25 protein-coding genes and 1 tRNA gene are annotated in these 25,786 nt (G+C 66.2%); 12 read left to right on the top strand and 14 right to left on the bottom strand.

The annotated features are described in order from the left end of the window. Positions 1 to 25: 25 nt before the first annotated feature. On the top strand, positions 26 to 517 hold the full coding sequence (locus NX862_RS00540; protein WP_264491923.1) for a transcriptional regulator: 492 nt from the start codon (positions 26 to 28) through the stop codon (positions 515 to 517). A 184-nt stretch (positions 518 to 701) separates the two neighbouring features. Here NX862_RS00540 and NX862_RS00535 read toward each other — a convergent pair. Both NX862_RS00535 and NX862_RS00530 read right to left on the bottom strand, forming a co-directional pair. Further along, positions 702 to 775 (bottom strand) — tRNA-Gly (locus NX862_RS00535). A 309-nt stretch (positions 776 to 1,084) separates the two neighbouring features. After that, positions 1,085 to 1,729 (bottom strand): SOS response-associated peptidase, encoded by a 645-nt coding sequence (locus NX862_RS00530; protein ID WP_264491922.1) that lies wholly within the window; start codon positions 1,727 to 1,729, stop codon positions 1,085 to 1,087. A gap of 216 nt (positions 1,730 to 1,945) precedes the next feature. Here NX862_RS00530 and NX862_RS00525 point away from each other — a divergent pair, with 216 nt between their 5' ends. Next, complete coding sequence (locus NX862_RS00525) at positions 1,946 to 2,569, top strand: GcrA family cell cycle regulator (RefSeq protein ID WP_264491921.1); 624 nt, start codon at positions 1,946 to 1,948, stop codon at positions 2,567 to 2,569. 82 nt (positions 2,570 to 2,651) lie between these two features. Here the strand turns inward: NX862_RS00525 and hrpB are convergent, their stop codons facing one another. Further along, entirely contained in the window at positions 2,652 to 5,045 is a 2,394-nt protein-coding gene (hrpB, locus tag NX862_RS00520; RefSeq protein ID WP_264491920.1) for an ATP-dependent helicase HrpB, read from the bottom strand. 54 nt (positions 5,046 to 5,099) lie between these two features. Between hrpB and NX862_RS00515 the strand changes: the two genes are divergently transcribed. After that, positions 5,100 to 5,477, top strand: a complete 378-nt coding sequence (locus NX862_RS00515) for a YigZ family protein (protein ID WP_264491919.1) — start codon at positions 5,100 to 5,102, stop codon at positions 5,475 to 5,477. A gap of 30 nt (positions 5,478 to 5,507) precedes the next feature. On the opposite strand, the gene NX862_RS00510 is transcribed toward NX862_RS00515, so the two are convergent. The 6 genes from NX862_RS00510 to NX862_RS00485 form a co-directional block, all read right to left on the bottom strand. Continuing rightward, positions 5,508 to 5,762: a hypothetical protein gene (locus NX862_RS00510; protein WP_264491918.1), complete on the bottom strand. Its 255-nt coding sequence runs from the start codon at positions 5,760 to 5,762 to the stop codon at positions 5,508 to 5,510. Between the two features lie 36 nt (positions 5,763 to 5,798). Further along, complete coding sequence (locus NX862_RS00505) at positions 5,799 to 6,056, bottom strand: hypothetical protein (RefSeq protein ID WP_264491917.1); 258 nt, start codon at positions 6,054 to 6,056, stop codon at positions 5,799 to 5,801. 342 nt (positions 6,057 to 6,398) lie between these two features. After that, entirely contained in the window at positions 6,399 to 7,388 is a 990-nt protein-coding gene (locus NX862_RS00500) for a substrate-binding domain-containing protein (RefSeq protein ID WP_264491916.1), read from the bottom strand. Positions 7,389 to 7,549: 161 nt separating this feature from the next. Next, positions 7,550 to 8,383 (bottom strand): DUF1444 domain-containing protein, encoded by an 834-nt coding sequence (locus NX862_RS00495; RefSeq protein WP_264491915.1) that lies wholly within the window; start codon positions 8,381 to 8,383, stop codon positions 7,550 to 7,552. Positions 8,384 to 8,387: 4 nt separating this feature from the next. Next, on the bottom strand, positions 8,388 to 9,770 hold the full coding sequence (gene rimO, locus NX862_RS00490) for a 30S ribosomal protein S12 methylthiotransferase RimO (protein WP_264491914.1): 1,383 nt from the start codon (positions 9,768 to 9,770) through the stop codon (positions 8,388 to 8,390). Positions 9,771 to 9,843: 73 nt separating this feature from the next. After that, a complete protein-coding gene (locus tag NX862_RS00485; RefSeq protein WP_264491913.1) occupies positions 9,844 to 10,452 on the bottom strand; it encodes a hypothetical protein in 609 nt (202 codons plus the stop codon). Positions 10,453 to 10,645: 193 nt separating this feature from the next. Here NX862_RS00485 and meaB point away from each other — a divergent pair, with 193 nt between their 5' ends. Further along, positions 10,646 to 11,656, top strand: a complete 1,011-nt coding sequence (gene meaB / locus NX862_RS00480; RefSeq protein ID WP_264491912.1) for a methylmalonyl Co-A mutase-associated GTPase MeaB — start codon at positions 10,646 to 10,648, stop codon at positions 11,654 to 11,656. Positions 11,657 to 11,727: 71 nt separating this feature from the next. Further along, positions 11,728 to 12,015 (top strand): 50S ribosomal protein L28, encoded by a 288-nt coding sequence (gene rpmB, locus NX862_RS00475; protein ID WP_264491911.1) that lies wholly within the window; start codon positions 11,728 to 11,730, stop codon positions 12,013 to 12,015. A 73-nt stretch (positions 12,016 to 12,088) separates the two neighbouring features. On the opposite strand, the gene NX862_RS00470 is transcribed toward rpmB, so the two are convergent. Further along, entirely contained in the window at positions 12,089 to 15,379 is a 3,291-nt protein-coding gene (locus NX862_RS00470) for a DUF2793 domain-containing protein (protein WP_264491910.1), read from the bottom strand. 221 nt (positions 15,380 to 15,600) lie between these two features. Further along, positions 15,601 to 16,203: a LysE/ArgO family amino acid transporter gene (locus NX862_RS00465; protein ID WP_264491909.1), complete on the bottom strand. Its 603-nt coding sequence runs from the start codon at positions 16,201 to 16,203 to the stop codon at positions 15,601 to 15,603. Between the two features lie 89 nt (positions 16,204 to 16,292). Here NX862_RS00465 and NX862_RS00460 point away from each other — a divergent pair, with 89 nt between their 5' ends. Continuing rightward, a complete protein-coding gene (locus tag NX862_RS00460; protein ID WP_264491908.1) occupies positions 16,293 to 17,159 on the top strand; it encodes a LysR family transcriptional regulator ArgP in 867 nt (288 codons plus the stop codon). Here the strand turns inward: NX862_RS00460 and NX862_RS00455 are convergent. Both NX862_RS00455 and NX862_RS00450 read right to left on the bottom strand, forming a co-directional pair. Further along, positions 17,150 to 18,055 (bottom strand): lysophospholipid acyltransferase family protein, encoded by a 906-nt coding sequence (locus NX862_RS00455; RefSeq protein ID WP_264491907.1) that lies wholly within the window; start codon positions 18,053 to 18,055, stop codon positions 17,150 to 17,152. The genes NX862_RS00460 and NX862_RS00455 overlap by 10 nt on opposite strands. 79 nt (positions 18,056 to 18,134) lie before the next feature. After that, entirely contained in the window at positions 18,135 to 19,361 is a 1,227-nt protein-coding gene (locus NX862_RS00450) for a urate hydroxylase PuuD (protein ID WP_264491906.1), read from the bottom strand. Positions 19,362 to 19,467: 106 nt separating this feature from the next. Between NX862_RS00450 and NX862_RS00445 the strand changes: the two genes are divergently transcribed. The 3 genes from NX862_RS00445 to NX862_RS00435 are packed head-to-tail and all read left to right on the top strand — an operon-like array spanning position 19,468 to position 21,489. Next, positions 19,468 to 20,382 carry a LysR family transcriptional regulator gene (locus NX862_RS00445; protein WP_264491905.1) on the top strand — a complete coding sequence of 305 codons (915 nt, stop codon included), beginning with the start codon at positions 19,468 to 19,470 and terminating at the stop codon, positions 20,380 to 20,382. Beyond that, entirely contained in the window at positions 20,379 to 21,047 is a 669-nt protein-coding gene (locus NX862_RS00440; RefSeq protein ID WP_264491904.1) for an alpha/beta fold hydrolase, read from the top strand. The genes NX862_RS00445 and NX862_RS00440 overlap by 4 nt, the downstream gene beginning before the upstream one ends. Continuing rightward, complete coding sequence (locus NX862_RS00435) at positions 21,016 to 21,489, top strand: ureidoglycolate lyase (protein ID WP_264491903.1); 474 nt, start codon at positions 21,016 to 21,018, stop codon at positions 21,487 to 21,489. Before NX862_RS00440 ends, NX862_RS00435 begins: the two co-directional genes overlap by 32 nt. Here NX862_RS00435 and NX862_RS00430 read toward each other — a convergent pair. Then, positions 21,467 to 22,498, bottom strand: coding sequence for an alpha/beta hydrolase family protein (locus tag NX862_RS00430; protein WP_264491902.1), 1,032 nt, complete (start codon positions 22,496 to 22,498; stop codon positions 21,467 to 21,469). The genes NX862_RS00435 and NX862_RS00430 overlap by 23 nt on opposite strands. A gap of 73 nt (positions 22,499 to 22,571) precedes the next feature. Here NX862_RS00430 and NX862_RS00425 point away from each other — a divergent pair, with 73 nt between their 5' ends. From NX862_RS00425 to NX862_RS00415, 3 genes are all read left to right on the top strand, one after another. Then, positions 22,572 to 23,417, top strand: a complete 846-nt coding sequence (locus NX862_RS00425; RefSeq protein ID WP_264491901.1) for an endonuclease/exonuclease/phosphatase family protein — start codon at positions 22,572 to 22,574, stop codon at positions 23,415 to 23,417. A 117-nt stretch (positions 23,418 to 23,534) separates the two neighbouring features. After that, positions 23,535 to 24,506 (top strand): phosphotransferase, encoded by a 972-nt coding sequence (locus NX862_RS00420; protein WP_264491900.1) that lies wholly within the window; start codon positions 23,535 to 23,537, stop codon positions 24,504 to 24,506. Next, the gene (locus NX862_RS00415) at positions 24,506 to 25,783 is read left to right on the top strand and encodes an aspartate aminotransferase family protein (RefSeq protein ID WP_264491899.1); all 1,278 of its coding nucleotides are present in this window, start codon (positions 24,506 to 24,508) and stop codon (positions 25,781 to 25,783) included. Before NX862_RS00420 ends, NX862_RS00415 begins: the two co-directional genes overlap by 1 nt. Positions 25,784 to 25,786 lie beyond the last annotated feature (3 nt).

Here is a 25,786-nt window from a genome sequence, read left to right as displayed (position 1 = left end):
TCGCAAAGCGGCATAGGCTTGAACAATGGCGCGTCCCCGGTCCCTTCCCGATTCCCAAGTTTACGCCACCGTCCTTGGGCTGATCGCCGCGGATGGCGAAAAGGGGGTCACGTTCTCGTCCGTGTCGCTGAAGACCGGGCTGGCGGGGGCCTCTTTGGTGCAGCGTTATGGCGGGCTTGACGGCATGTTGAAGGCCGCGCTGACCTGGGGCTGGGCCTGTCTGGAAGAGGCCCTGACCCAGGCCGAAACCCAGGTCGAGGACCGCGGCCCCCAGGCCCTGCTGAAGCTGGTCCATGAACAGGTGACGGATCTGCCGATCTGCGCTCTGATCGCGGCCAGCCAAAGGGACGCTGCCTTGCGGCAACGCGCGGCCGATTGGCGCGCGCGGGTCGAGGCCGCCTTGACCGCCCGCAACGAGGCCGGGCCGATGGTGTTTTCGCTGTGGATGGGCCAATGGCTGTGGGAGCCGATGGGCGGCAAGGGCTTCAAGCTGAAAGACGCCGCCCGCCGGCTGTAGTCCAAGATGGCGCAAGGCCGGGTGATATGCCCGCCAGGCCGCCGCTTCGGCAGGCCCGGGCTCCGGACAAGTCCAAACGCCACATCGGCAGGCGCAGAGCCTTCTTTGGACCCGCCCAACGCAAAGCGCGCGGCACGCTTGCCCGGCAGCAGCAGGGCAACCAATCGGTCAGCAGGATAAGGATTGGAGCGGGCGACGGGAATCGAACCCGTGTCTTTAGCTTGGAAGGCTAAGGTCTTACCATTACACAACGCCCGCGCTGGGATTGGTATAGCACCGGGGTGAGGCGGGCTCAACACCCCTTCGCACGCGCCCCCGGGGAGGCGCTGCCTCCCCGGACCCCACCGGAATATTTGGGTCAGTATGAAAGCAACACGGGCGGACCGGTCCGAAGCCGGGCCGCAAAACCAGGACCTGAAGTTCGCGGGGTTTGGGGCGGCGGGGTCTGGGTGGGCTGAGTCTAGGGGGCCGGCTGAGTTTGGGGCTGCGCGTCATGGGTGGGCTGCTGTTCGCTGGGAACGCAGAGAGCCAAGCGCTCCCTCTTTCGCTGCGGTGGTCGCAGGGCGGTCAGATCGGCTCGATCAGCTCTGGCCCGCTTGCGCGGTTCGAGTTCACCGCTTTGTCGACCCGGTGGCTGACCAGCACGCCCGGCGCCGTCACCTGCATCAGGCGCGCTGCGCCGTGGCCCGCCTCGCCCAGCCACAGCGGCCAATCCGCAGGGTCCAGCACCAGGGGTTCGCGGTCATGGATCGGTATCAGGTTCGGCCCCGCCCCCAGCGTCACCACGGCCACTGTCGCCATATCTCCCGAAGGCGTCCACAGCGCCCCCAGAGCCAGGGGCGCCCCATCGGCGCGGGTGATGTGCCAGGGCAGACGCTCGCGCCCCTCGCCGGCGCTCCATTCGTAAAAGCCGCTGGCCAACAGGATGCAGCGCCGCTGGCGGATCGCCTCGCGGAAGGCGGGCTTTTCGGCCACGGTGTCGGACCGCGCGTTGATGATCAGCGGCCCATCGGTCGGCGTTTTATACCACGAGGGCACCAGACCCCAGCGCATCGCCCGCAAGCGCCGCCCGGCGTCAGAGGTCACGACCGGCACATCCTGCGTCGGACACAGGTTGTAATTCGGCACCTGGGGCAAGTCGTTGCCGGGCGTGGCGGAAAACAGCGCCGCCAGCGCCTCGGTCGGATGGGTCAGGGTCAGGCGTCCGCACATGGCGCCATCATGGCCGGTTTCGCGGCAGCTGGCCAGAGGCGCACACCGAAGCCGCCGCCCCGGGGCCGCAAGCCAAACCATGGGGCCACCCGCCAAACCCCTGTTCCGATTCGCAATCGAACGATTCGCGCCTTGATTCTGGCCCCCTGCCCTTGTATTGACCCCTGTCCCGTCTTTAATGCAAAACACGGGCTGGCCAGCGGAAAGAGGTGACCCATGTCCTGGACCGACGAGCGCGTCGAGACGCTCAAGAGAATGTGGGGCGAGGGCCAGTCTGCCAGTCAGATCGCCAAAGAGCTGGGCGGCGTGACGCGCAATGCCGTGATCGGCAAGGTGCATCGCCTGGGCCTGTCCAACCGGGTCGGCCCTGGCGAGGAAGAGGCCGAAGAGGTCGCGCCCGTCGTGGCGCCCGCGGCCCCCGTGGCGCCTCCGAAGCCCGAGCCGGTCAAGGCCGAGCCCGCGCCTGCGCCCAAACCTGCCCCGGCCCCCGCTCCCCAGCCTGCCCCCGTCGCGGCCGCGCCCGTGGCCGATGTGCCCGCCGTGGTGCCGATGCCCTCGCGCAAGGTGATCATTCCGGCCGGCCAACCCCTGCCGCCGCAGCCTTCCGCCAACGAGATCTCGCCCGAGGCCCTGGCCTCGGTGCGTGAAGTCGAAAAGCGCGCGCGCAAGCTGACGCTGATGGAGCTGACGGAGCGGACCTGCAAATGGCCGATCGGCGACCCCGCGACCGAGGATTTCTGGTTCTGCGGCCTGCCTTCGGTGGCGGGCAAGCCCTATTGCGAAGCCCATGTCGGCGTGGCCTTCCAGCCGATGAGCGCGCGGCGCGACCGCCGGCGGTAAAAGCGCCCCGAGAATTGCCAAAGGCCCGCCCTCACCGGCGGGCCTTTTCGCATGGTGCGCTGAAGCACACCCTACCCCGGACCTAGGTGCCGCGGGGCTTGGCACGCAGGGTGGGTTCGGCCTCGGTCGGGTCTTCGGGCCAGGGGTGGCGCGGATACTGGCCGCGCATGTCCTTGCGCACATCGGCATAAGACGACCGCCAGAAGCCCGGAATATCCATCGTCACCTGGATGGGCTTTTGCCCCGGCGACAGCAGCGTCACCCGCAGCGGTTTGCGCGCCTGGCCGACCACGGGATGCACCGTCACGCCGAACATCTCTTGCAGGCGCAGTTCGATGGCCGGGTTCTCGCCCTCGTAGTCGATGGGGACACGGCGGCCCAGGGGGGTTTCAAAATGCGCCGGGGCAAGCCGATCCAGTTCGGCGCGCTGCTCCCAGGTCAGCAGGGCCAGCAGGGGTTCGGTCAGGTCCAGGCTCTTCAGGTCGCCATCGGTCTTGCACCGCGTCAGATAGGGCAAAAGCCAATCGGCATCGGCCAAAAGCGCCGCATCCGTGACCTCGGGCCAGCCCTCCGACCGGGTCAGCGCGATGCGGGCGCGCAACCGGCGGGCCGAGGGCGAAAAGGGCAGGCCCAGTTCGCGCAAGCCCTCAAAGGCCGCGCGAGAGATCGCCTCGGGCGGGGCTTCCCAGATGCGGTCCTCCAGCACGAGGGCGCCGAAACATTCCTGCCGGCGTGAGAGGATGCGGCCTTCGCGGCGGTTATAGGTGCAGGCCTCGCGCCAGGTGATCTGCGCCCCATGGGTGGCGCGCAACTCGGCCTCGGTCAGGGCGACGGCCTGGCGGATCGTCGCCTCCCTTGGGTCGCCGTCCAGATCGGTGGCGACCAGAAGCCGCGCTTCGCTGAGCGGCGTGCCGGGGGTCATGGCCGCCCCCTTGCCGCCCGACAACAGCCAGCGCGGCTGATCCCCCTTGCGGCGCAGGCCGACGCGGTCGGGATAGGCCAGCGCCGCCATCTGGCCCAAGGAAAGCCCACCCTCTTGGCCGGGCACCGCGCGGGCCAGCCTTTTGGCCTCGACCCGGATGCGATCCAGCGCCACGCGGTTGATTTCATAGGGATGTTCGCGGGCAAAGGCGCCGGGGTTCTCCAACGCCTTGACGCGCAGCGCCAGGTCGGGGGGCGCGAATTTCAGCGGGTCGCGGTCTTCCATCAGGGCGGCGAGGGGGGCGGCCCCAGGTCCCGCCCGCAACAACATATGGCCCAGGCGCGGATGCACCGGCAGGGCGGCCAGCGCGCGACCATGGGCGGTGATGCGGCCCTTTTCGACGGCCCCCAGGCTTTCCAGCAAGGCTTTCGCCTCGGCCAAAGGTCCCGGCGGCGGCGGCGTCAGAAAGGGCAGCCCCTCTTCGCCCCACAGCGCCAGTTCCAGAGCCAGCGGGGCGAGGTCGGCGCTTTCGATCTCGGCCGGGGGATGGGCGGCCAGCGCGCCTTCTTCGCCGCGCGTCCACAGGCGATAGCAGATGCCCTCTGCGACCCGCCCTGCCCGGCCGCGGCGCTGTTCGGCCTCGGCCCTTGTGACGCGTTCCGTCACCAGCCGCGCCATGCCGCTTGCCGGATCGAACCGCGCGCGACGGGATTTGCCGCCATCCACCACGATGCGGATATCGGGCAGCGTCAACGAGGTTTCCGCAATCGAGGTCGCCAGCACCACCCGCCGCCCCGGCACGGGACCCAAGGCCGCGCGTTGGGCCGCAAAATCCATCGCACCGAACAAAGGCAGGACGGTGCAGCCCGGCAGGTCGCCCAACAGGCCCTGAACCCGCCGGATCTCTCCTTCGCCGGGCAGAAAGGCCAGAAGCCCGCCCTGAGTTTCGTCCAAAGCCTGACGGATCAGCCCGGCCATGGCGGGCTCCAGCCGGTCGGGGCTGCGACCCAGCCAGCGGGTCTCGACCGGAAAGGCGCGCCCCTCGGAGGTCACGATGGGCGCCCCCATCAGCGCGGCCACGGGGCCCGCATCCAAAGTGGCCGACATCACCAGCACCATCAGATCGGGCCGCAGCGCGCCGCGGATTTCCAGCGTCAGGGCAAGGCCAAGGTCCGCATGAAGGCTGCGTTCGTGGAATTCGTCGAAGATCACGCACCCAATGCCGGGCAATTCGGCATCGGACTGGATCATCCGTGTCAGGATGCCTTCGGTCACGACCTCGATCCGGGTCATTGGCCCCACTTTGGCCTCGCCCCTGATCCGGTAGCCGACGGTTTGGCCGCAGCTTTCGCCCAAGGTTTCGGCCATGCGCTCGGCTGCGGCCCGGGCGGCAAGGCGGCGTGGTTCCAGCAAAAGGATGCGGCCCCGGACCAGCGGCAAAAGGTCAAGCGGCACGACCGTGGTCTTGCCCGCCCCCGGAGGCGCCTGCAACACCGCCTGCCCCCCGGACAGGGCCGCGCGCAGTTCCGGCAATATGGCGTGAATGGGCAGCATGGCGCCTTATGGCCGGGGCTTTGCACCCGCGCAAGACGCGGCTAGGGTGCGCCCATGTTGCAGATCATGGATACGGTGCGGGACCGGGGCTCGCGGTATGCGGCCAGCGGGGGGGCGGTGGCGGATGCGGCCGCGATCAAGGCCTTCCTCGCCACCCTGAAATCCCACAAGAAATTCGCCAAGGCCACGCATAACACCTGGGCCGCGATCCTGCCCGATGGCACAAGCCTGAAGGATGACGACGGCGAGTCCGGGGCTGCGGCGGTGATCCTGAAAATGCTGGAGCGGGACGGCACCCGTGGTCGCATCATCGTCGTGACGCGCTGGTATGGCGGGGTGAACCTGGGCGGCGACCGCTTTGCCCATGTCGTGACCTCGGTCCGCGCGCTTTTGGCGGACATGCAGAAGGGGGCTCCCGAAGGAACCCCCTGACGTCAGATGAGGAACATCCGACGGGTCGTCTTAGAAGCCCGCGATCGAGGCATGGACCACGTCTTGCGCGGTGCCATTGGTGATCGTCACCAGCTCGATCTGGTTGCCAGCGGTCAGGCCGGTGGCAAAGTCGCGGCCCACGTCATAGCGGACGCCTTCCAGCCAGACATAGCCGTTCGGCGCATCGACCTGGGTCACGGCGCCCGACACTTTGGTCGAGGCAAAGGCAGAGCCGGCGGCCAGGGTGGCGGCGAGGGCGACGAAGAGGACGGATTTGCGGATCATGATGATTTCCTTTTCAGAGTTGGTTGGGAGGAGGGATTACAGGCCAGTGGGCTGCGCGCTGACCACGTCAAAGTCGGTGCCGCTGGGCGTCACGACCAGCGAAACGCCGTTGCCCGGCAGGATGCCATGGGCGAATTCGGTGCCGACGTCATACTTGACGCCATTGTCCAGCCAGACATAGCCCTGGGCCGTGTCGACTTTCGCGACGGTGCCGGTGACTTGGGTCCCGGCAAAGGCCGAACCGGCGGCCAAGGTGGTGGCCAGTGCCACGAGGATCATGTTCTTGCGGATCATCTTTGATCTCCTTTGGTTGCCACCCCTCCTGTTCCATTTGGGGGCGGCGGTCTGCTTCGGCAGTCCGGAAATGTCGCGTCGGCCTTTGTGGGGCCCGGCATTTCCCTGCCTTGCCGAACACATCTGGGGACGTCACAGGAGTGTCACAAGGGGCCTCACGCTTGCGTGATAATTGGTGAAAACCTTGCGATTTCAATAGGCTAAATCTGGCTCAGCACAGTGACTGTGCGCGACGGAACACTTGAATTGCCGCGTATCACAACGCTGGGGCGCAAAGGAAAAGCGCCCTCCCACGGGGGGAGGGCGCTTGGTCCTTGGGCGGCTGCGACCCGCCGTTCAGGCTCAGTTGGTCTTGGCTTGGGCCGAGGACAGCTTGGGGTCGACGACCAGGCCATAGCTTTCCAGCGGCCCGCCCGCGCCTGCGATCTCGTTGGATACAAAGAACTGCGCGAACTCTTTCAGGCCCGGAACGACGCTGTAATTCTGCGTCTTGATGTAGATGAACAGCGGGCGCGAGATGAAATACTTGCCCGAAGAGATGGTCGATTTCGACGGCACCACGCCCATATACGAGGCGACCTGCAGCTTGTCGGTGTTGTTCTCATAGAAGGACAGGCCAAAGACGCCGATGGCTTGCGGATTGGCTTTCAGGCGCGACAGCGTCTCGGTGTAATCGCCGTCGATTTCCACGACGCGGCCGTCGTTGCGATAGGTCAGGCAGGCATCGGCCTTGCCGTCGCGCTTTTTGAACAGCTTGTCGGTCTTGAAGACGGTGCAGCCCTTGGTCGTGACCTTGGTGTCGAAAACCTCACGCGTGCCGTGCTTGGAACCCGGGATATACAACAGGATCTCTTGCGCAGGCAAAGCGGGGTCGATCTGGTTCCAGGTCGTATAGGGGTTGGGCACCAGTTGGCCGCCGACATCGACTTCGGCCGCCATGGCCTTGAACAGCATCGAGGGCGTGAAGGCGAAGGCGGGGCCCTGCGCGGCCGAGGCAAAGACGATGCCGTCATAGCCAAAGCGCAGTTCCAGGACCTCCGTGACGCCGTTCTTGCGGCAGGTGTTGGCCTCGCCCGACTTCATCTTGCGCGAGGCATTGGCGATATCGACCGAGCCTTCACCGACGCCCTCGCAGAACTTGGCGATGCCGGCGCCCGTGCCGCCGCCTTCGACGACGGGGGTCTTGAAGTTGGTGTTCTGGCCAAAGGCCTCGGCCACGATCGTGGCGAAGGGCAGGACGGTGGACGACCCGGTCAGGTGGATGACATCACGGGCCTGGGCCGCGCCGGTCAGGGCGATGGCGGCCACAAGGGCGAGAGAGAGAAGACGCATGGGGGCTCCGAAGGTTGCAAGGCTTGGAGCGGGGTTAGGGGGTGCAGGTAACGGATGCGTGATGGAGGGGTGATGGTTTGGTGAAGGGGTTGGTCGCGCCGATTGGCGCGCGATGTACCAAGGCCAGGGAACAGGAGAAGCGACGTCGATGGCGGCCACGGTCACGGCAAAAGCGTGATCTTGCCCTCGTGCCATAGGAACAGCTCGGGCGTGATCCCGAGCGGGGAGCCTGCAAACAACTCTGCTGCCGTCTGCCGTATAAGCAGCGGATCGACTTCGTCCGAGGCGAGAACAAGCAACGTGGTCTGGTCAGGATGCAGGATAATCAGATCGCCATGTTCGGCGGCCAGGGGGGCAAAGGCCTCGGGCACGAGGAGAAGACTGCCCTGGATGGCCAGGTCCAGCCGGGCCGAGGCCATCCAGGGCGCTTGGCTCAGGGGCTCCCAAGTCACGCTCAACGCCCGCGCCGCCAAGTTTTCCCGGGCCAAGGCGTCAAGCCCTGCAGCATCCAGCCCGAGGTCTTGCGCCGTCTTCTCGCTGACATAGGCCAGAGTACCCGGCGACGAAATGGCGTAGGCGATGCCCAACCCGTCGAGGAAGCCGCGCGACAGGATCGGGTCCGGGCTGGGGGCGAGGCCTCGGAAAAAGGATATGGGCCGAATGACCGGCACCAAGTCTTTCTGAACATCGGCCAGCGTCGGTTCGACCGAGCGATAAACCGCCGCGATCCCGGCTTCGATCCGCTGACGAGTCAGGCGTTCCTTGTCGGCCTCGTCCGAAATGTCCTGCAACTCCACCATCAACTTGTCGGGGCTGTAGCGCAGTTCGGCCCCCTTGCAGTCCTTGACCAAGAGCAAAGTGCCCTCGACCTCGGCCGTCACCACGCAAGGCACCTCCCGAGCGACCCGAGCCATCCGCTCCAGGGTCTCGGGCATGTCGTCCGCTTGGGCCGAGCAGGGCAGAAGCGCGGCAAGCAGCCAGGTCAACCGTTTCATCCCCTCACACCACCCGGCCCCACAGGTCGTATTCCCCGGCCTCATCCACCTCGACCGTCACGATATCCCCCGGCTTCAGCCCCTCGAAATCCTCGTCGATGAACAGGTTTCCGTCGATCTCGGGTGCGTCGGCCTTGGTGCGGCAGGTCGCGCCGTCCTCATCCACCTCGTCCACGATGACCTGGATCGTGGTCCCCACCTTGGCCGCCAACTTGGCCTCGGAAATCGCCTGGGCCTTCTCCATGAAGCGGTCGTAGCGGTCTTGCTTCACGTCATCCGCCACATGGTCGGGCAGGTCGTTCGACCGCGCCCCCGCGACGTTTTCGTATTGGAAGGCCCCGACGCGGTCCAATTGCGCCTCGTCCAGCCAATCCAGCAGGGTCTGGAACTCGGCCTCGGTCTCTCCCGGATAGCCCACGATGAAGGTCGACCGCAGCGTTATATCGGGGCAGATGCTGCGCCAGGCCGCGATTTCGTCCAGCGTGCGGGCCGAAGCCGCCGGCCGCGCCATCCGTTTCAGCACATCGGGATGGGCGTGCTGAAACGGGATGTCCAGATAGGGCAGGATCAGTCCTTCTGCCATAAGCGGCACCAGGTCGCGGACATGCGGATAGGGATAGACGTAATGCAGCCGCACCCAGGCCCCAAGCGACCCCATCTCCCGCGCAAGGTCGGTGATATGGGCGCGCACCTCGCGGTCTTTCCACGGAGAGGCCGCGTGTTTGATATCCACGCCATAGGCGGAGGTATCCTGGCTGATCACCAAGAGTTCCCGCACCCCGGCCTCGACCAGCTTTTCCGCCTCACGCAGCACGGCATGGGCGGGGCGGGAGACCAGGCGCCCGCGCATGTCCGGGATGATGCAGAACTTGCACTTGTGGTTACAGCCCTCAGATATTTTCAGATAGCTGTAATGCCGCGGCGTCAGCGTCACGCCGGTCGCGGGCAGAAGGTCGATGAACGGATCGGGCGAGGGCGGCACGGCCTTGTGGACCGCATCCAGAACCTGTTCGTATTGATGCGGCCCGGTGACGGCCAGAACCTTGGGATGGGCGCCGGTGATATACTCGGGCTCTGCCCCCAGGCAGCCCGTGACGATCACCTTGCCGTTGTGCTGCAGGGCCTCCCCGATGGCGGCCAGGCTCTCGGCCTTCGCGCTATCCAGGAAGCCGCAGGTGTTGACGATGACCGCCTCGGCCCCCTGGTAATCGGGTGAGATCGCATAGCCCTCGGCTCGCAGGCGGGTCAGGATGCGTTCGCTGTCGACCAGCGCCTTGGGGCAACCGAGCGATACCATGCCGATGGTCGGCTGGCCCGGGCGCGGGGCATCGGTGATCAGCGCACGGGGCGCAAGGTCGGGGCGGAGATTGGGCGGGTTCTGGGACATGGGCCCAGCCTATAACGCAAAGGCGGGCACCGGGGAAGATGCCCGCCCGCAAAGGCCCAAGAGCGGCACGAGGCTAATAGCGGCGGATCTCGCCGATATGCCTGCCGCTGCTGTCATAGATCTTGGTCGAGCCCCCGGCTGCCGCAAAGAACATCAAGATCAGCGGCACAAACCAGTAATTGCCCAGCAACATCACAGAGCCCAGCACATGAGCGAAAAGATACAAAAGCGTCTCGATGGCGACGAAATAGACCGCCGCATAGGCCAGGACCCAAGGCAAAATCCGCGCCCAAGAGACCGCCCCCCGCTCTTTGGCGCCCTTGATCAGGCTGCGCAGGGCAAGCCCCGCCCACCCCAGAGCCACAACGTCAAACGCCAGCCGGTAGTCTGACAAGACCGTGTCAGAGCGGGTGGCCAGGTGATAGGGCACAAAGCGCAGCCAGAAATCCTCGGCGGTGGGGAAATGCAAGACATAGGGGCTGTCCCAGTCGCCGCCGATCACATAGGCGATGACGTTGGTTTCCAACCCGACAGGCATGGCGGCCATCAGGGCAAGGCCCAGAAACAGCGGCGAAAATCCTGCGATGTTTTCCAGCGCATGGCTGGAATAGGTGTAATGGGCGCGGGCGATGGTCGCGGTCTTGACCAGGGCCAGCGCGATCAGCCCAAGGGTCAGGGCCATGGTCAAAAGAGAAAGGGGCAAACTCATCCGGAAAATCCTGTCATGCAAAGTTGTGCCAAGCTTGCCGCACCGCATGGCAAGACTGTGACGCAATCGGGGGTAGATCAGGGCAATCGCCAGGGTTTAGTCCGCCCTGCAGGCCGCGACCCGATGCCCCCTTCCCCCCCGCCCCGGCTTTTGTCACAACTGCCCCATGGACATCGCCCAACTCTCCCATGACCTGACCCAAGGCGACCGCCGGGCGCTGGCCCGGGCCATCACCCTGGTGGAAAGCGCGCGGCCCGATCACCGGGCGCAGGCTTTGGAGTTGCTGACCGCCCTGCCCCCGCGCCCCGCCTTGCGGATCGGGCTCACGGGGACGCCCGGCGTCGGCAAATCCTCGTTCATCGAGGCCTTTGGGCTGATGCTGACAGGCCTTGGCCACAAGGTCGCGGTGCTGGCGGTGGACCCCTCCTCGGCGCGCACCGGGGGCTCGATTCTCGGCGACAAGACGCGGATGGAGCGGCTTTCGCGTGAGCCGCGCGCATTTATCCGCCCCTCTCCGGCCCGGGCCGAACTGGGGGGCGTCGCGCGCCGCACCCGCGAGGCCGTCACGCTTTGCGAGGCGGCGGGTTTCGATGTGGTCCTGATCGAGACCGTGGGCGTCGGCCAATCCGAAACCGTGGTGGCGGCGCTGTGTGATGTCTTTCTGCTGCTGTTGGCGCCCGCGGGGGGCGACGAGCTGCAGGGCGTCAAGCGCGGCATCATGGAGATGGCCGACCTTTTGCTGGTCAACAAGGCCGATGGCGATCTGTTGCCCCAGGCGCAACGGACGCTGGCCGATTACGCTGGCGCCCTGCGGCTGATGCGGCCCCGCCCGCAGGACCCGGAGGATTTCCCCGCAGCCCTGACCGTTTCGGCCACCGAGGGGCGCGGGCTGACCGAGGCCTGGGAGGCGATTGGGCGCCTGACTCATTGGCGCAAGGAACAGGGCCATTTCGACCGCACAAGGGCCGACCAGGCCCGGCACTGGTTCGCCCAAGAGGTCCGCGAGGGGCTGCTTTCGGTGCTGCTGCGCCCCGATGTCGCCGAACGGATGGCGGCCCTGGCCGATCAGGTGGCCCGGGGCCGCCCGCCCGAAGCCGCCGCGGCCGACCTGTTGAATGGCGGGCTTCTGGCCAAGCTGTCACGTTCCGCCCTTGACCTTGCCAGTGATTCCGCCTAAAGCCGCTGCAATCGAATTCGGACGCCGCCTCATGGGCGGTGTTCTCGTCTTGACACACGAAGGAACACCACATGTCGCGCGTCTGCGAACTCTCGGGCAAAGGCCCCATGTCTGGCAACAAGATCAGCCACGCCAACAACAAGACCCGTCGCCGGTTCTTGCCCAACCTGAACGAGACCACCTTGATCTCGGACATCCTGGGCCGCAGCTTCCAGCTGCGCATCACGGCGCATGCCCTGCGCACCGTGGATCACCGCGGCGGCCTGGACGCCTTCCTGCTGAAGGCCAAGGACACCGAGCTGTCCTCCGACGCGCTGGCGATCAAGAAAGACGTTCTGAAGGCCATGGCTGCGGCCTGAACCTGTCACAGATGACAAAAGACCCGGCACCGCAAGGCGCCGGGTCTTTTCTTTTGCATGGGGGTCCGGTCGATCAGACCTTCAGCCAGACCGAGGTTGCCGCCGAAGCGGCGATCTCGTTGCTGTTCCAGCCCCAGACCGAAGGCGCAGCCGACGCGAAAGAGATCGTCCGGCGTGCCACCTTGCGCGCCAGGGTCGAGGGAGCGGCGCCGCCGTTGATGTCGGGCGTCGCGGTCAGCGGCCAGGTCGACAAAGTCGCCGTCGATGAGGTCCGCACCCCGATCCAATAGGTGCGATTCTGGCGCATGCTGATCGAGAAAGCCGCCGTCTTCACCCCGGCCGTCGCGCAATCCAGGTCGCCAGACTCATACAACAGCGTCGAGGGGCGGCCAAAGGCATCGGCATCATAGATCACCACCCGCGCCGCAGCCGTAGCCACTCCGACCGAGACGTTGATCGCGGCCCCCGTCACGCCGATGTCGGTGCGCGGCGAGAAGGGGAAGAGGTCGCAGCGCCCCGCGCCGCCCGCGACCGTGCCCGCGCCTCCGCCCGCGCCGCAGGTGGTCATGATGTAATCCCCGGCGATCGGCACAAGGAAGGGCACCGGCGCCGCAGTCAAATCGACCGTATTGGCCCCGACTGCGCCCGAAATCAGCGGAATCCCCCCGATCTGGGTGTTCTCGCCGATGATGTTGTCGGCACAGCCCGCGTCGATCCAGATGGCGCCGAATTGCGTGCTGCCGGTGCCTGGCGCCGTCCCCATCGAATCGAACACATTGGCCTCGATCTGATGGCGGAAGTTGTTGCCGGTTGCCCCCGAGCTGGTGCCCTTCAGCCAGACCCCGGTCTTGGCATCCGAGATATAGTTGCCCTCGACCTGAATTCCGTTCGAGGGGCCCAGGTTGTTGACCAGGTTGATCGCCGCCTTGATGCGGTTGTTGCGCACCGCCTGGTTGTTCTGCACCCCGATGATGGTGTTCTTGGCAAAACGCGAACCCGTGGCGCCGTCGATGCCGACACCGCCGACACCGCCACCACCGACCGAGAGATAGCCCGACCCGGCGTCCAGGTCCGGGAAGGATTGCACATCCACCAGACCGACGTTCAACAGCGTGTTGCCGGTGATGACCGACCAGTCGCATTTGTCGATGGTGATGCCCTCGGAATAGACATCCTGGCAGAAACAGCGGGTGATGCGCGAATGGTGCATCTGCTTTTGGCTGAAGGCCGTGCCGCCGGTCCGCGTCACCCGACATTCCTCCATCCAGCAGCCGATCGGGAAAAAGACCGGCGTGGTGAACAAGGGATCGTCCGAGATGCGCCCCGCGCTGTCCAGACCCCAGGTCGTATCGCCGCCGCCCTGCATGGCAAAGGGCCGGTCGGGGCAGTTGTTGCACTCGCAATCCTCGATGCCGGAAAAGCGCTCTTGGAACAGGACGCCGCGGCCGGAATAGCCCTGGCATTCGATCAACAAGGCGCGGACGCGGTTGTTCGACCCGCCCCAAAACCGGATCGCCGCCGCGGTCTGGTTGCCCACCCGCACCAGGCGGGTGCGGTTGCCCTCACCCTCCAGGATAACGCTTTGCAGGTTGGCCTTGGACATGCTGCCCGTCCAGAGATAGGTCCCCGCCGGAAGCCGCGCGACGCCGCCGCCCTGCGAATTGACATAGTCGATCAGCGCGCTGACCGCGGGAATGGCATTGACCCCGCCGGTCAGGTCGGCGCCGAAATGCACAGCCGTGGCCACGCCATTGGGCACCCAGCCCGGCAGATCGGAAATCGCCGTGCCCGACCCCTGATAGCGCCAGGAATGGCCCGCCGCATGGACCACCCGCCCGACCGAGATCGTCCGCCCCGCAGCCCAGGACACCAGCGCCGCGCGGGTTGCGAAATCCTCTTCGGCCAGCATCAGCGTGCCGCTGTTGTTGGGCACGGTCAGGGTCCGGGTCGTGCCGGTGGCGACATTGGCCAGCTCGAATTGCGCGCGTTTGGTCGTGTCGGCATTGTCGCGCAGCTGAAAGGCGTTGTCCGCCACGGTCTGCGACGCGAAAGTCACCGTGCCGGAAAAGGTCTTGTTGCCGGTGATCGTCTGGGTCGAAGCCAGGTCCACCGCGTCCGTCAGGCCAAAGCCCGCCACCGTGGTGGGCCTGCCCGTCAGATCGGCATAGGACCCGCCAAAAGCCACCGGCGCCAGATCGGCATGGTATTTCTGCGTCTTTTGCAGGGCGGTCAGCACCGAATCCGAGGCGGTGATCGCCGCCCGGCTTGCCGCCGCCGCAAAGCCGGTCAGCACCGTGTTCAGACTGCGCGGCGCGGTATAGTAAAGGTTGGACACGCCCTCGGTCAGCTGATCGGTGTTGCCCGGCCCGGGCGAGATCTCGACATAGGCCGTGCCCGACCAGCGCCAGGTCTTGTTGGTGTCCAGCGCGACAAAGATCTTGCCGATCTCGCCGGTCGAGGGAAAGGCCGCCAGGTTGGCGAACTCCATCACCTCGTCGACATAGGACGGCAGCTGCGTCGCAGGCACACGGCCCGCGGAATCAAGGCTGGCATAGCCCAGCGGCAGGCCCTTGTTCGCGGTCTGCTCGGCGCCCAGCGCCAGGTCGACCAGGTTGACCGTCGCGCCGCCCTGACGGATGCGCAGCTTGCCGGTGGTCGCATTATACCAGATATCGCCATTCTCGGGCGCGGCCGGATCGCCCGCCACCGGCGTGACCTTGATCCCGCGGGAGGCGACCAGGCGGCCGGTGGCGGCCTCGATCGTCAGCCCGTTGACAAAGGTCGTGCCATCGGCCGAGACCTTCAGCGTGAAGTCATTGTTGCCCACCGTCCCCATCTCGGCCCGGCCCGAAAAGCCGGTTTGAAACAGGATCGAGGCGGTATTCCCCGCCGCGGCCTTGTTGATCTTCAACTGATGGCCGGCGCCTGCGTTGTTGAACAAGCTGGCATCCGAGGACAGGGCCAAGCGGTTGGTGTCATCCGAATCGGTGGCGATGCCAAGGCGCGCCACCCGCTCTGGCCGGTCAGCCGAGGTCGTCCAGTCGGTGCCATCAAAGACCGCCTCGGCGCCCTCGGATTGCACCCAGACGCGCCAGCCGGTCTTGGGTTCGTAGAAATCCCAGAACGACCCGTTGAAGACCGCGACCGAATTGGTCTCGCCGGTCCAGTCGCCAGAGGCGCCGGGGCCGACGATGTAACTGTCGCCCGCCACGGGGGTCAGGGGCGGCGCGGTCAGAAAGCGGCTTTCAGCCGAGGTCTGGACCAGCACATCCAACAGCTGGATGGCCGCGTTATAGGTCACATGCTTCTGGGCCTGAGAGGGCGCCAGATAGGGCAAAAGCTGCAGGGACGTCTTGTTCGCCATCGAAACCTCCGGGGGAAATCGCTTGACCGGGGAGGATGGGGAAAAGGGTTAAAGGTCTGGTAACCAATGCGTGCGGTGGGGGTGGCAACGGGGGAGCTTGGGGGGCGGCTGCCCCCCAAACCCCCCGCCCGAAGGGACCTTGCAGGCCCCTCCGGACCGCCCCGCGACATGTTTGGGCCTCGCGACATGTGGCCGGGGCATGTTGGAGCCGGACTTGTCATTCACCCCAGGATCAGGCTGGCCGCGATGGTCCACATGGTCAGACCCACCAGAACCTCCAGAATGACCCAGGCGCGGGGCTTGGCGAACAGCGGCGCCAGCAGGCGGGCGCCAAAGCCCAGGCTTGCGAAGAAGGTGAAGGAGGACAGGGCCGCGCCAAGGCCAAAGGCGGCCTCTTGCGGGGCATAATGTGTTGAGATCGAACCCAAAAGCACCATCGTATCCAGATAGACATGCGGATTGGCCCAGGTCAGCAGCAGGCATGTCATCAGCACCTGGCGCAGGGGCGTGGGGGCGGCATCGGCGGGACGCAGCGCCTCGCCGCCCTTGCGGGCCGCCTGAAACCGCAGGAAGCCATACCACACAAGGAAGCCCGCGCCGAACCAGCGCATCGCGGGGACAAGCCAGGGCAGGGCCGCCGTCACCGTGCCAAACCCCGCCACCCCTGCCGCGATCAGCATTGCATCCGAAACGGCACAAACCGCAACGACCGCCGCCACATGCTCGCGCCGGATGCCCTGGCGCAGCACAAAGGCATTTTGCGCCCCGATGGCCAGGATCAGGCTGAAGCCGGTCAGAAAACCTTGGATCAATGGGGTCGACATGCGGGCTCCTGTGGCGGCTTTGCCCTTGACCTGACGCATCCCGCGGGTTCAATCAAATTAAACTTTCTGTCCCCGATGAAGGCGCGCTTATGTTCGACCCGGCCCAGCTTGCAGCCCTTGCCGCCGTCCACCGCCGCGGCGCCTTTGACCTGGCGGCGGCGGACCTTGGCCTGACGCCCTCGGCCATCTCGCAGCGCATCAAGGCGCTGGAAGAGGCCGCGGGCACCCTGTTGATCCGCCGTGGCCAGCCTTGCACGGCGACGCCCACCGGCCTGCGCCTTGTGCGGCACCACGAAGAGATTTCGCTTCTGAACCAATCGCTTGCCAGCGAACTGCGCCTTCCCACAGGCCCCGCCATCACCCGCATCGCGCTGAATGCCGACAGCCTGGCCACCTGGGTCATGCCGGCGCTTGCGGCGGTCAAGGGCCTGCTCTTTGACGTGGTGATCGACGACCAGGACCACTCGCTTCAACTGCTGAAGGCCGGAGAGGTCGTGGGCGCCATCACCTCGCATCCCGACCCGGTGCAGGGCTGCGACACGCTGCCCCTGGGCGCGCTGCGCTACCGGGCCACCTGCGCCCCCGGCTTCAAGGCGCGCTGGTTCCCCATGGTCGATGCAGCCAGCCTCGCCCGCGCGCCCTCGCTGCGGTTCAACGACAAGGACCGCCTGCAAGAGACCTGGGCCAACCGCCTGACGGGCAAGCGTTTTCCCTTGCCCTGTCACCGGATGGCCTCGTCCCAAGGCTTTGTCGAGGCCTGCCTTCTGGGCCTTGGCTGGGGGATGAACCCCGATCAGTTGACGCAACGCCACCTGGCCAGCGGCGCCTTGGTCGAACTGGTGCCCGACACCGCGCTGGATGTGCCTTTATACTGGCAATTCAACCGCTTGACCGCCTCGGCGCTGGCGCCCTTGACCCGGGCGCTGCGCGAGGCGTCAAAACAGCTTCAGACCTGAACCCGCGGCGGAAAGACGAACTCGACCTCGGCGGCAGGCCCGCCCGGCTCTGCCATGGCAAAGCAACGCTCGCGCAGCCAGGTCACGACATCGCCCTTTTCCATCGCCGCACAATCGACCGGCGCCGCGATTCGCATCGTCAAAGGCTTGTTCAGCCGCCGCCGCGTCTCGTGGAAAATCAGCGACACGCGCAGGATATAGGAAAAATGGCTGGCCACCTGGAACAGCCGCGAGTTGCGCCCGCCCACATAGATCGCCAGCGTCTGCACCCCCGCCCGCCGCGCCAGTCGCGTGACAAACGGATGCCACAGGAAATCCGCGGCATTGCGCGCAAAGGGCGTGACCGAGGTCGCAACCCCCCCCGCCGGAAAGATGATCAGCGCATGGCCGCCATCCAGCCAATCGACGGCCTTTTTGCGCGTCTCGGCACTGGTGCGCCGCGCCTCGGGGCCCGGGCCAAAGTCGATGGGCATCAAGACGCCCCGCGCCTCATGCGGCTTGCACAAAAGCGAGTGGCAGATCAGCTTCACATCCGGGCGCACCTTGGCGATCAGATGGCCGATCGACAGGCCATCGGCGATGCCAAACGGGTGGTTCGCCACGATCAACAAGGGCCCGGTGGCCGGAATATGTGCCAGATCGGCGGCCGAGGCCTGGGGGTCAAAGCCCAAGATGCGCACCGCCTCGGAAAAGATCGGTGCATCGGGGTCGCGCGTCGCCTGCCAGTGGCGATAGAGCCTCTCGAACCGCGCCCGCCCCGACAACCGCTCGACCACACGAATCACAGAGCGCCGCAGCCAAGGCATGTCCGGCGTCGAATAGGTGAAGATCGGGCCGGGGTCGGCCACTTGGGTCTCGGGGAAGTCTCCCGCCAGATCGGCCACATCTTCCGTCATCATCCCCTCCGCAGCTTTGCGAAACCTTTGGCGCAATTGCGTGACGGGCCTATGACAAAACCGCCGGTCGGGGAAGCGATTAAAGCGCCTGACCCTGCCTCTGAAACCATGTCACGATGGCGGCGCGTTCCTCGGGCTCGATATAGGACATGTTGGCGGGGGGCATGGCGCGGGTCAGGCCGGCCTGTTCATAAATGCGCCGCGCCTCACGAGCGATGTCCGAGGGCGTCTCCAGCACGACCCCCTTGGGCGCGTAATGAATACCCTCCTGCACGGGCTCGCGGGCGTGACACATCGAACAGCGGCCCTGCACGATGGACACCACATCGTCAAACCCGGGGGCGGCGGCGAGGATCAGCGCCTCGCCTTTCAAGGCCGCCTCGGGCGCGGGATGGCGCATCGGCGCGGTGGCCAGCCAGCAGATCGCCAGGAACAAAAGCGCCGTCGCGGCCCAGGTCCAGATCGGCTGCCCCTTGCGGGCATGAACCGTGTTGAACCAATGCCGGATCGTGACGCCCATCAAAAAGACAAGGTCGGCGATGATCCAGTTATACTCTGTCGCAAACACCAAGGGATAGTGGTTGGATAGCATCAGGAACACCACCGGCAGCGTCAGATAGTTGTTATGCGTGCTGCGCTGCTTGGCGATCTTGCCGTATTTCGGATCAGGCTTCCGCCCCGCCTTCAGGTCCGCCACCACGATCCGCTGATTGGGCATGATGATGAAGAACACGTTCCCGCTCATGATCGAGGCGGTAAAGGCCCCCAGATGCAGCAGCGCGGCCCTCCCGCTGAAGACTTGGGTGTAAAACCAGCTCATCCCGACCAGAACGGCGAACAAGGCCACCATGACCGCCGTCTGATTGGCATTCACAAAGACCCTGCAGATGGCGTTATAGGCGACCCAGCCAAAGGCGAGCGAGGCCATGGAAATTGCCACCGCCTGCCAGACCGCCAGGTCCATCACCTCGGGGTCGATCAGGAACAGTTCGGCGCCCTGGTAATAGACCAGGGTCAGCAGGGCAAAGCCGGAAAGCCATGTCGAATAGCTCTCCCATTTGAACCAGGTCAGGTGGTCGGGCAGCGTGGCCGGCGCCACCAGATATTTGCGGATATGGTAAAAGCCGCCGCCATGGACCTGCCATTCCTCGCCCTGCGCGCCGACCGGCAGATCCTCCGCCCGCCGCAAGCCCAGGTCAAGCGCGACGAAATAAAAGCTGGACCCGATCCAGGCCATCGCCGTGATCACATGCAGCCAGCGCACCGCCACCTGGACAAGGTCCCAAAGCACGATCCAGTCATACATGATGCGGCCCCCTTTTGCCCGACCCTATACCGGGCCGCACTTGTCTGTTAATCCTGCGAATACCTCAGGACTTTCAAAAAGCGCCTGAAAGATGAAGGCTTGGGCAATGTCCTATGTGAACAACCTGAAAATGTTCGTCCGGGTCTATGAACTGGCCTCGATGTCCGCCGCCGCGCGGGATCAGCGCACCTCTCCGGCCGTGGCTTCGGCGCGAATCTCAGAGCTGGAAAAGCACCTCGGCGTCCGGCTTTTCAACCGCACCACCCGCAGCCTGCAACCGACAGAGAACGGGCGGCTGTTTTACGATGGCGCCAAACGCGTGCTGGCGGCCATCGAAGAGGCCGAGGCCGCGGTGATGGATGCCGCGCAAAACCCGCGCGGGGTGATCTTTGTGGCGGCGCCTTTGGGCCTGGGCCGTCGCTTTATCGCGCCGAATATCCCCGCCTTTTCCGCGCTTTACCCGCAAATCGACATCCGCCTTCGCCTCTCGGACCGCGTCATCGACCTGACAGCCGAGGGCCTGGACGTCGCCTTCCACCTTGGCCAGCTGGAGGATTCGACGCTGAAGGTCCGCCAGATTTCCGACTGCCCCCGGCTGCTTTGCGCCGCCCCCGCCTATGTCGCCGCGCGCGGGATGCCCCAGTCGGCCGAGGACCTGGCCGATCACGCCTGCCTGAACCTGCGTTTTCCCGGCGCGAAAGAGTTCCAATGGACGCTGCAAACCGCCGAGGGCCCGCGGCGCTTTGAAATCTCGGGGCCGTTCGAATCCGACGATGGCGATGTCCTGACCGAATGGGCGCTGCAGGGCCATGGCATCGTCTTGAAACCCACCTTCGAAGTGGCCGAGCATCTGGCCGCCGGCACCCTGATCCCCGTGGCCCAAAAGACCCCCCCCCTGCCGGTGCAACTGTCGCTCCTGTCCCAGTCGCGCAGCCAAAAGGACAGCAAGATCAGGCTGTTCAGCGATTTCATGATCGCCCGGATCAAGGCCGACCTTGCCACAAGGATGGCGCTGCTGTGACGCCAGAGGCTCTGGTGACAGGCGCGCATTACGACCTGCTTTACCTGCCCGGCACGACCGAAACGCTGATCCTGGCCTGCGCCTCCATCGGCCATGACCCTTCCCGCCCGCCCTCGCCCGAATGGATAAGGTCGACCCGCCCGCATCCGACGGCTTTCCTGATCGACAAGACCCGCTCTTGGGGCACCGCGCCCGGCCTTGCGGGCACCCTGGCACGGGCGCCCAAATACCCCCGAACCCTCGCCCTTGGCGCCTCGATGGGCGGCTTTCTGGCGCTGCAGGCCACCCATCTGCTGCCCATAGACGCCGTGATCGCCATGGGCCCGCAACACCGCCCCGCAGCCCGGTGGGAGCCCCGTTGGCGCACCCTGACCGCCGATTTGCCCGAGACCCTGACCGCGCCGAAATCGCAAGCGGCCCGCACCTACCTGCTGCACGCCGCCGATGATCACCAACAAGCGCTGGACTTTACCGAAGCAGACCACATCTACTTCCCCAACCAAAGCCATTCGACGCTTGCCGCCCATCTGAAGCCCGCCTTGCCCGGCCTGATTCAGGCCGCCCTGACCGACCGCCGCCACTTTTTGCGCCTGACAGCCCAGGCCGGTGGCCAACGCAGACCCAGAGGACCCGATGCATATCCCCGCCACTCCCCTGACGGCTGAGGCCTTCGCCCCCTTCGGTGATGTGCTGGAGGCCACCGGCGACTTCCGCTTGATCAACGAGGGCCTCTGCCAGCGCCACCACGACCGCGCCTTGATCGACGTGACCGATGCGCGCCCCGGCATCTCGATCTTTTTGGCTCAGGCCCGCGCCCTGCCCTATGACTTCGCCCTGATCGAACGTCACCCCGAGGGCTCTCAGGCCTTCATCCCGATGCACCAGCAGCCGTTTTTGGTCATCGTGTCGACCAGCCCGGCCGAGATCCCTCGCGCCTTTCTGACCAATGGCGCGCAGGGCATCAACCTGCACCGCGGGGTCTGGCATGGGGTGCTGACGCCGCTTCATGCGCCCGGCCTTTTCGCCGTGGTCGACCGGATCGGCACCACGCCCAACCTGCAAGAGTTCCGCTATCCCCGCCCCTTTACCGTGCGGGCTCCAGACTAGTCCCCACCGGCGCGGGGGGCGCATTGGTCACGGCGCCCTTCAGATGCCGGTCCAGAAACCACAGCGCATAGCCCTGCGCGATGTTGTTCATGCGGACCGTATCCCAGACCGCATCGGCATAATGGTCAAACGGCACAAAACTCAGATGGTCGGACCTCTCCCAGGCCTCAATCGGCGCGGGAATCGGCGCCGCCGCATTGTGCCCCGCCCCGTGAAAGGTCAGCAGATGGCGTTCCCCCCGCGCCTCGGCCCAGATCTGCCGCATGGCGCTGTAATCGGACACATGGTCTTCTGACCCCGCCATCAGGAACATCGGCACCGCCAGTTCCGCCATCCCCGCCGCATCCCAGAAGTCCCGCTGCCGACCCCAGGGCCCGATGGGCAGGATCGCCTTCAACCGCGGCGGCACCTCACGCCCAGGCAGGGCAAAGCCCTCATCCGCGGCCCACTCCCGCGCCTTGACCGACAGAGATGCGCCCCCCGCGACCAAGGCGCCATAGCCCCCCATCGAATAGCCGATGATGGCATAATCCCCGCCCAGTTCCGCCGCCACAAACCCGGTATCCGCCGCCCGGTTCACCAGGGTCGAGGGGAACCCCTTGCCCCCCAGATAGGCCGCATCGCCATAGGTGCTTTCCTCATGATCGACCGAGGCCACGCGGTAGCCCTGCGACGCCAGAAACTCCCCGAAATGGCCTAGCAGGATGCGGTTGCCCGGAAAGCCATGGCTCAGGATGACCAGCGGATAGTCCCCGCCCAAGGCTTCCGCCCCCCGCCCGGCGCGCCCGTGCAAGACCACTTCGCGCCGCCCGTCGCGCAACAGGGTCCGATACTCTGCCCCGCCGCCAGCAACCGCGGGATACCAGTGTTCCACCCGCAACAGCCGGTCCCTGACCCCGCCCCGCAGCACATCCCGCCGCGCGGGATGCACCATCGTTAGCGTCCTGACCCCCACGGCCAGCGCCCCGAACCCCGGCCCATCCGGCCGCATCGCGTCGATCCGGTTCACACCCACTTCCCCCGTCCTCTTTTCACAAATAACCTGAGGGGGCGGCAGACTGCCCCGGGCAAGTGGAGCCAAAATGCGCCTTCTCAGCTACAACATCCAATATGGTTTCGGCCAAGACAATGCCTATGACCTTGCCCGCGTTGCGAAAATCGTGGGGCAGGCGGATATTGCCGCCCTGCAGGAGGTCGACCGCCACTGGTCGCGCACGGGCCATGACGACCAACCCGCGCTTTTGGCCCGCGCCACCGGGCGCTTTGCCGTCTATGGTGCGGCTTTCGACATGGACGCCGCCACGGCCGATGATCCCCTCCGCCGCCGCCAGTTCGGCCCGCTGGTCCTGTCGCGCTGGCCGATCCTGTGGAGCCGCACGCATCCCCTGCCGCTTGACCGCATGATCACGCCGATCAACACCCAGACCTGCGCGATCGAGGCCGTGATCGCCACACCCAATGGGCCTTTGCGCCTGTTCAACCTGCACCTCGCCCATGTTGGCCGCGCCGAACGCCTGACCCAGATCGCCGCGCTCAAGACCCTGGCCGCCCAGACCTCCGGCCCCTGGAGCGGCCAAGACGACGAGCCCGCCCGCAACTGGACCGAAAGCCAGCCCGAGCCGCCTTGCCCCATGGCGCAACTCTGGCTGGGCGATTTCAACATGGAGCCGGGGTCGCCCGAATACCTCGCCATCACGGGGGACACCCCCTATCACCCCGGCGCGCTTTATGCCGGTCAGATGGTCGATGCCGTGGCCCATCTGGGCGCGCGTCTGCACACCCATGAAAAGGTCATCGCCGGGCAAACGCGCCTCCGCCAGCTGGACCATATCTTTGCCAGCGCAGAGCTTGCCCCCCGCCTGCGCCGCACCTGGACCGCGCCCGACATCGCCTCGGATCACCTCCCCCTGTGGCTGGATATGGACTGACCCGGGTTACGCCGCATGACCCAAGGGCCCGCAGGGTGCCTGTTCACATGCCCCCCCAACGCCCCCCCCCCAACGCCCCCCATTGACACCGCAGCCGCCTTCCCCCCCAATCGCCCCATGCCGCTTGGTTCCAACCTTACCACCCCGCCGCCGATCCTGCCCGCATCGCAGGCCCAGGCCCTGCTGGCCCGCCACTGGGGCATCACGGCGCCGCTGACGCCGCTGACCTCGGAACGCGACCTGAACTTCCGGGTGGAAAGCGCCCCCCGCCATGTCCTGAAACTTGCCAACCCGGCAGAGCCCCTGGCCGTCACCGATTTCCAGACCCAGGCGCTCTTGCATCTTTCGAACTCTGGCCTGGCGGTTCCGGCGGTCATTCCGGCCCTGGATGGCGGGCATATGGTGAAAACCGAACATGGCCTCTTGCGGCTGCTGACCTATCTGGAGGGCGCTCCGCTGCACGCCGCCGCCCATTCCGACGCCCAACGCGCCGCCATGGGACGGCTGAACGCCAACCTGACCCGGGCGCTGGCCGCCTTTCGCCACCCGGGCGAGGCGCAGGACCTGCAATGGGACATCCGCCACGCCGCCCGCCTGGCGCCGCTTTTGCCCAATATTCCCGCCGACCTCCGCGGCCTGTGCGATGCGACCCTTGACGCGTTTCAGACCCGGGCCCTGCCGATCCTGCCCGACCTGCCCTGGCAAGTGGTCCACAACGACCTGAACCCGCACAACCTGCTGGTCAGCCCCAAGGACCCCGACCAGATCACCGGAATCCTCGATTTCGGCGACATGCTGCGGACCGCGCGGGTCTGCGACATGGCGGTGACGGCCTCGTATCAGATCGACCCCGCCCGCCCGGGTCAAAGCCTGACCGCCTTTGCCAGCGCCTATCACGCGACCCTGCCGCTGACGCCTGCGGAACTGGCGCTTCTGTCGCTGCTGACCCGGACGCGGATGCTGACGACGTTGGCCATCGCCCATACCCGCGCCGCCCGTTACCCCGAAAACGCCGCCTATATCCTGCGCAACACGCCCTCCGCCGCGGCAGGGCTCCGGGCGCTCACCGATCTCGACTGGAGCCTGTGATGAACCCTGACGAGACCATGGTGAACGCCTATCGCCCCGGCACCCCGCTGCCGCCCGAGGCTCAGGCCCTGATCGACCGCCGCACGCGCCTGCTTGGCCCGGCCTACCGCCTTTTCTACGAAACCCCGGTGCATTTCGTCCGGGCTAAGGGCGCCTGGCTGTATGACGCCCAGGGCGCGGTCTATCTGGATTGCTACAACAACGTGGCCAGCCTTGGTCACGCCCATCCCCATGTCCTTGCCGCGACCGCCAAGCAGGCCGAGACCTATGCCAGCCACACGCGCTACCTGAACGACACCGTCCTGGACTGCGCCGAAAAACTGCTGTCGCATTTCCCGCCCGATCTGTCGCAGGTCATGTTCACCTGCACCGGCTCCGAGGCCAATGACCTGGCCCTGCGCATCTGTTTCGCAGCGACCCAAGGCACCGGCATCGTGGTGACGGAAAACGCCTATCACGGCGTCACGCATCTGATGGCCGGCGCCTCGCCTAGCCTTGGCCGCGGCGTCGACCTTGGCCCCCATGTCCGGCTGGTCCCCGCGCCCCGCGACGCGGCCAGCTTTGCCGCCGACGTCACCGCCGCCTTCGCCGACCTGCAACGCCACGGGATCAAACCCGCAGCCCTTCTGGTCGACACGATCTTTTCCTCGGATGGCGTGATCCCGGGGGCCTTCCTTGGCCCGGCGGTCCAGGCCACCCATGCCGCGGGCGCGCTGTTCATTGCCGACGAGGTCCAACCCGGCTTTGGCCGCACCGGCGCCCATTGGTGGGGCTTTCAGACCCATGCCATCACTCCCGACATCGTCACGATGGGCAAACCCATGGGCAATGGCTATCCCGTCGCAGGCCTGGTCGCCCGGCCCGAGGTCCTGGCCCCCTTCGGCGCAAAGGCGCGCTATTTCAACACCTTCGGCGGCAATGCGGTGGCCTGCGCCACAGCCATGGCGGTGATCGAGGTGATCGAGGCCGAAGACCTGCTGACCAATGCCACCAGGATCGGCGCCATCATGGCCCAAGGCCTGCGCAGCCTGACCCATGAGGCGCTTGGCCAGACCCGCCAATCCGGCCTTTTCCTCGGCGTGGATATTCTGCAGGACGGCCACCCCTCGGCGACCAAAGCCGCCCGCTTGGTCAATCTGTTGCGTGAGGCGCGGGTGCTGATCTCTGCCACGGGGCCAAGGGGTCACGTGCTGAAAATCCGCCCGCCGCTGATTCTGACCGAGGCCCAGGCCGACCAGTTCCTAAGCGCGACAGAACAGGCGCTTCGGCTCCTCTGAGAG

This window comes from Stagnihabitans lacustris (genome assembly GCF_025950525.1).
Classification (GTDB): domain Bacteria; phylum Pseudomonadota; class Alphaproteobacteria; order Rhodobacterales; family Rhodobacteraceae; genus Stagnihabitans.
This window is presented reverse-complemented; position numbering and strand designations above follow the sequence as displayed.

What these genes read in the sequence shown, in the direction of transcription:
- NX862_RS00425 (WP_264491901.1), top strand. Translation starts at nt 22,572, where the DNA reads ATGCGCCTTCTCAGCTACAACATCCAATATGGTTTCGGCCAAGACAAT.
- NX862_RS00470 (WP_264491910.1), bottom strand. Translation starts at nt 15,379, where the DNA reads ATGGCGAACAAGACGTCCCTGCAGCTTTTGCCCTATCTGGCGCCCTCT.
- meaB (WP_264491912.1), top strand. Translation starts at nt 10,646, where the DNA reads ATGGACATCGCCCAACTCTCCCATGACCTGACCCAAGGCGACCGCCGG.
- NX862_RS00420 (WP_264491900.1), top strand. Translation starts at nt 23,535, where the DNA reads ATGCCGCTTGGTTCCAACCTTACCACCCCGCCGCCGATCCTGCCCGCA.
- NX862_RS00465 (WP_264491909.1), bottom strand. Translation starts at nt 16,203, where the DNA reads ATGTCGACCCCATTGATCCAAGGTTTTCTGACCGGCTTCAGCCTGATC.
- rimO (WP_264491914.1), bottom strand. Translation starts at nt 9,770, where the DNA reads ATGTCCCAGAACCCGCCCAATCTCCGCCCCGACCTTGCGCCCCGTGCG.
- NX862_RS00455 (WP_264491907.1), bottom strand. Translation starts at nt 18,055, where the DNA reads ATGACGGAAGATGTGGCCGATCTGGCGGGAGACTTCCCCGAGACCCAA.
- NX862_RS00525 (WP_264491921.1), top strand. Translation starts at nt 1,946, where the DNA reads ATGTCCTGGACCGACGAGCGCGTCGAGACGCTCAAGAGAATGTGGGGC.
- NX862_RS00450 (WP_264491906.1), bottom strand. Translation starts at nt 19,361, where the DNA reads ATGTATGACTGGATCGTGCTTTGGGACCTTGTCCAGGTGGCGGTGCGC.
- NX862_RS00495 (WP_264491915.1), bottom strand. Translation starts at nt 8,383, where the DNA reads ATGAAACGGTTGACCTGGCTGCTTGCCGCGCTTCTGCCCTGCTCGGCC.
- NX862_RS00485 (WP_264491913.1), bottom strand. Translation starts at nt 10,452, where the DNA reads ATGGCCCTGACCCTTGGGCTGATCGCGCTGGCCCTGGTCAAGACCGCG.
- NX862_RS00500 (WP_264491916.1), bottom strand. Translation starts at nt 7,388, where the DNA reads ATGCGTCTTCTCTCTCTCGCCCTTGTGGCCGCCATCGCCCTGACCGGC.
- rpmB (WP_264491911.1), top strand. Translation starts at nt 11,728, where the DNA reads ATGTCGCGCGTCTGCGAACTCTCGGGCAAAGGCCCCATGTCTGGCAAC.
- NX862_RS00515 (WP_264491919.1), top strand. Translation starts at nt 5,100, where the DNA reads ATGTTGCAGATCATGGATACGGTGCGGGACCGGGGCTCGCGGTATGCG.
- NX862_RS00415 (WP_264491899.1), top strand. Translation starts at nt 24,506, where the DNA reads ATGAACCCTGACGAGACCATGGTGAACGCCTATCGCCCCGGCACCCCG.
- NX862_RS00505 (WP_264491917.1), bottom strand. Translation starts at nt 6,056, where the DNA reads ATGATCCGCAAGAACATGATCCTCGTGGCACTGGCCACCACCTTGGCC.
- hrpB (WP_264491920.1), bottom strand. Translation starts at nt 5,045, where the DNA reads ATGCTGCCCATTCACGCCATATTGCCGGAACTGCGCGCGGCCCTGTCC.
- NX862_RS00445 (WP_264491905.1), top strand. Translation starts at nt 19,468, where the DNA reads ATGTCCTATGTGAACAACCTGAAAATGTTCGTCCGGGTCTATGAACTG.
- NX862_RS00460 (WP_264491908.1), top strand. Translation starts at nt 16,293, where the DNA reads ATGTTCGACCCGGCCCAGCTTGCAGCCCTTGCCGCCGTCCACCGCCGC.
- NX862_RS00530 (WP_264491922.1), bottom strand. Translation starts at nt 1,729, where the DNA reads ATGTGCGGACGCCTGACCCTGACCCATCCGACCGAGGCGCTGGCGGCG.
- NX862_RS00435 (WP_264491903.1), top strand. Translation starts at nt 21,016, where the DNA reads ATGCATATCCCCGCCACTCCCCTGACGGCTGAGGCCTTCGCCCCCTTC.
- NX862_RS00510 (WP_264491918.1), bottom strand. Translation starts at nt 5,762, where the DNA reads ATGATCCGCAAATCCGTCCTCTTCGTCGCCCTCGCCGCCACCCTGGCC.
- NX862_RS00540 (WP_264491923.1), top strand. Translation starts at nt 26, where the DNA reads ATGGCGCGTCCCCGGTCCCTTCCCGATTCCCAAGTTTACGCCACCGTC.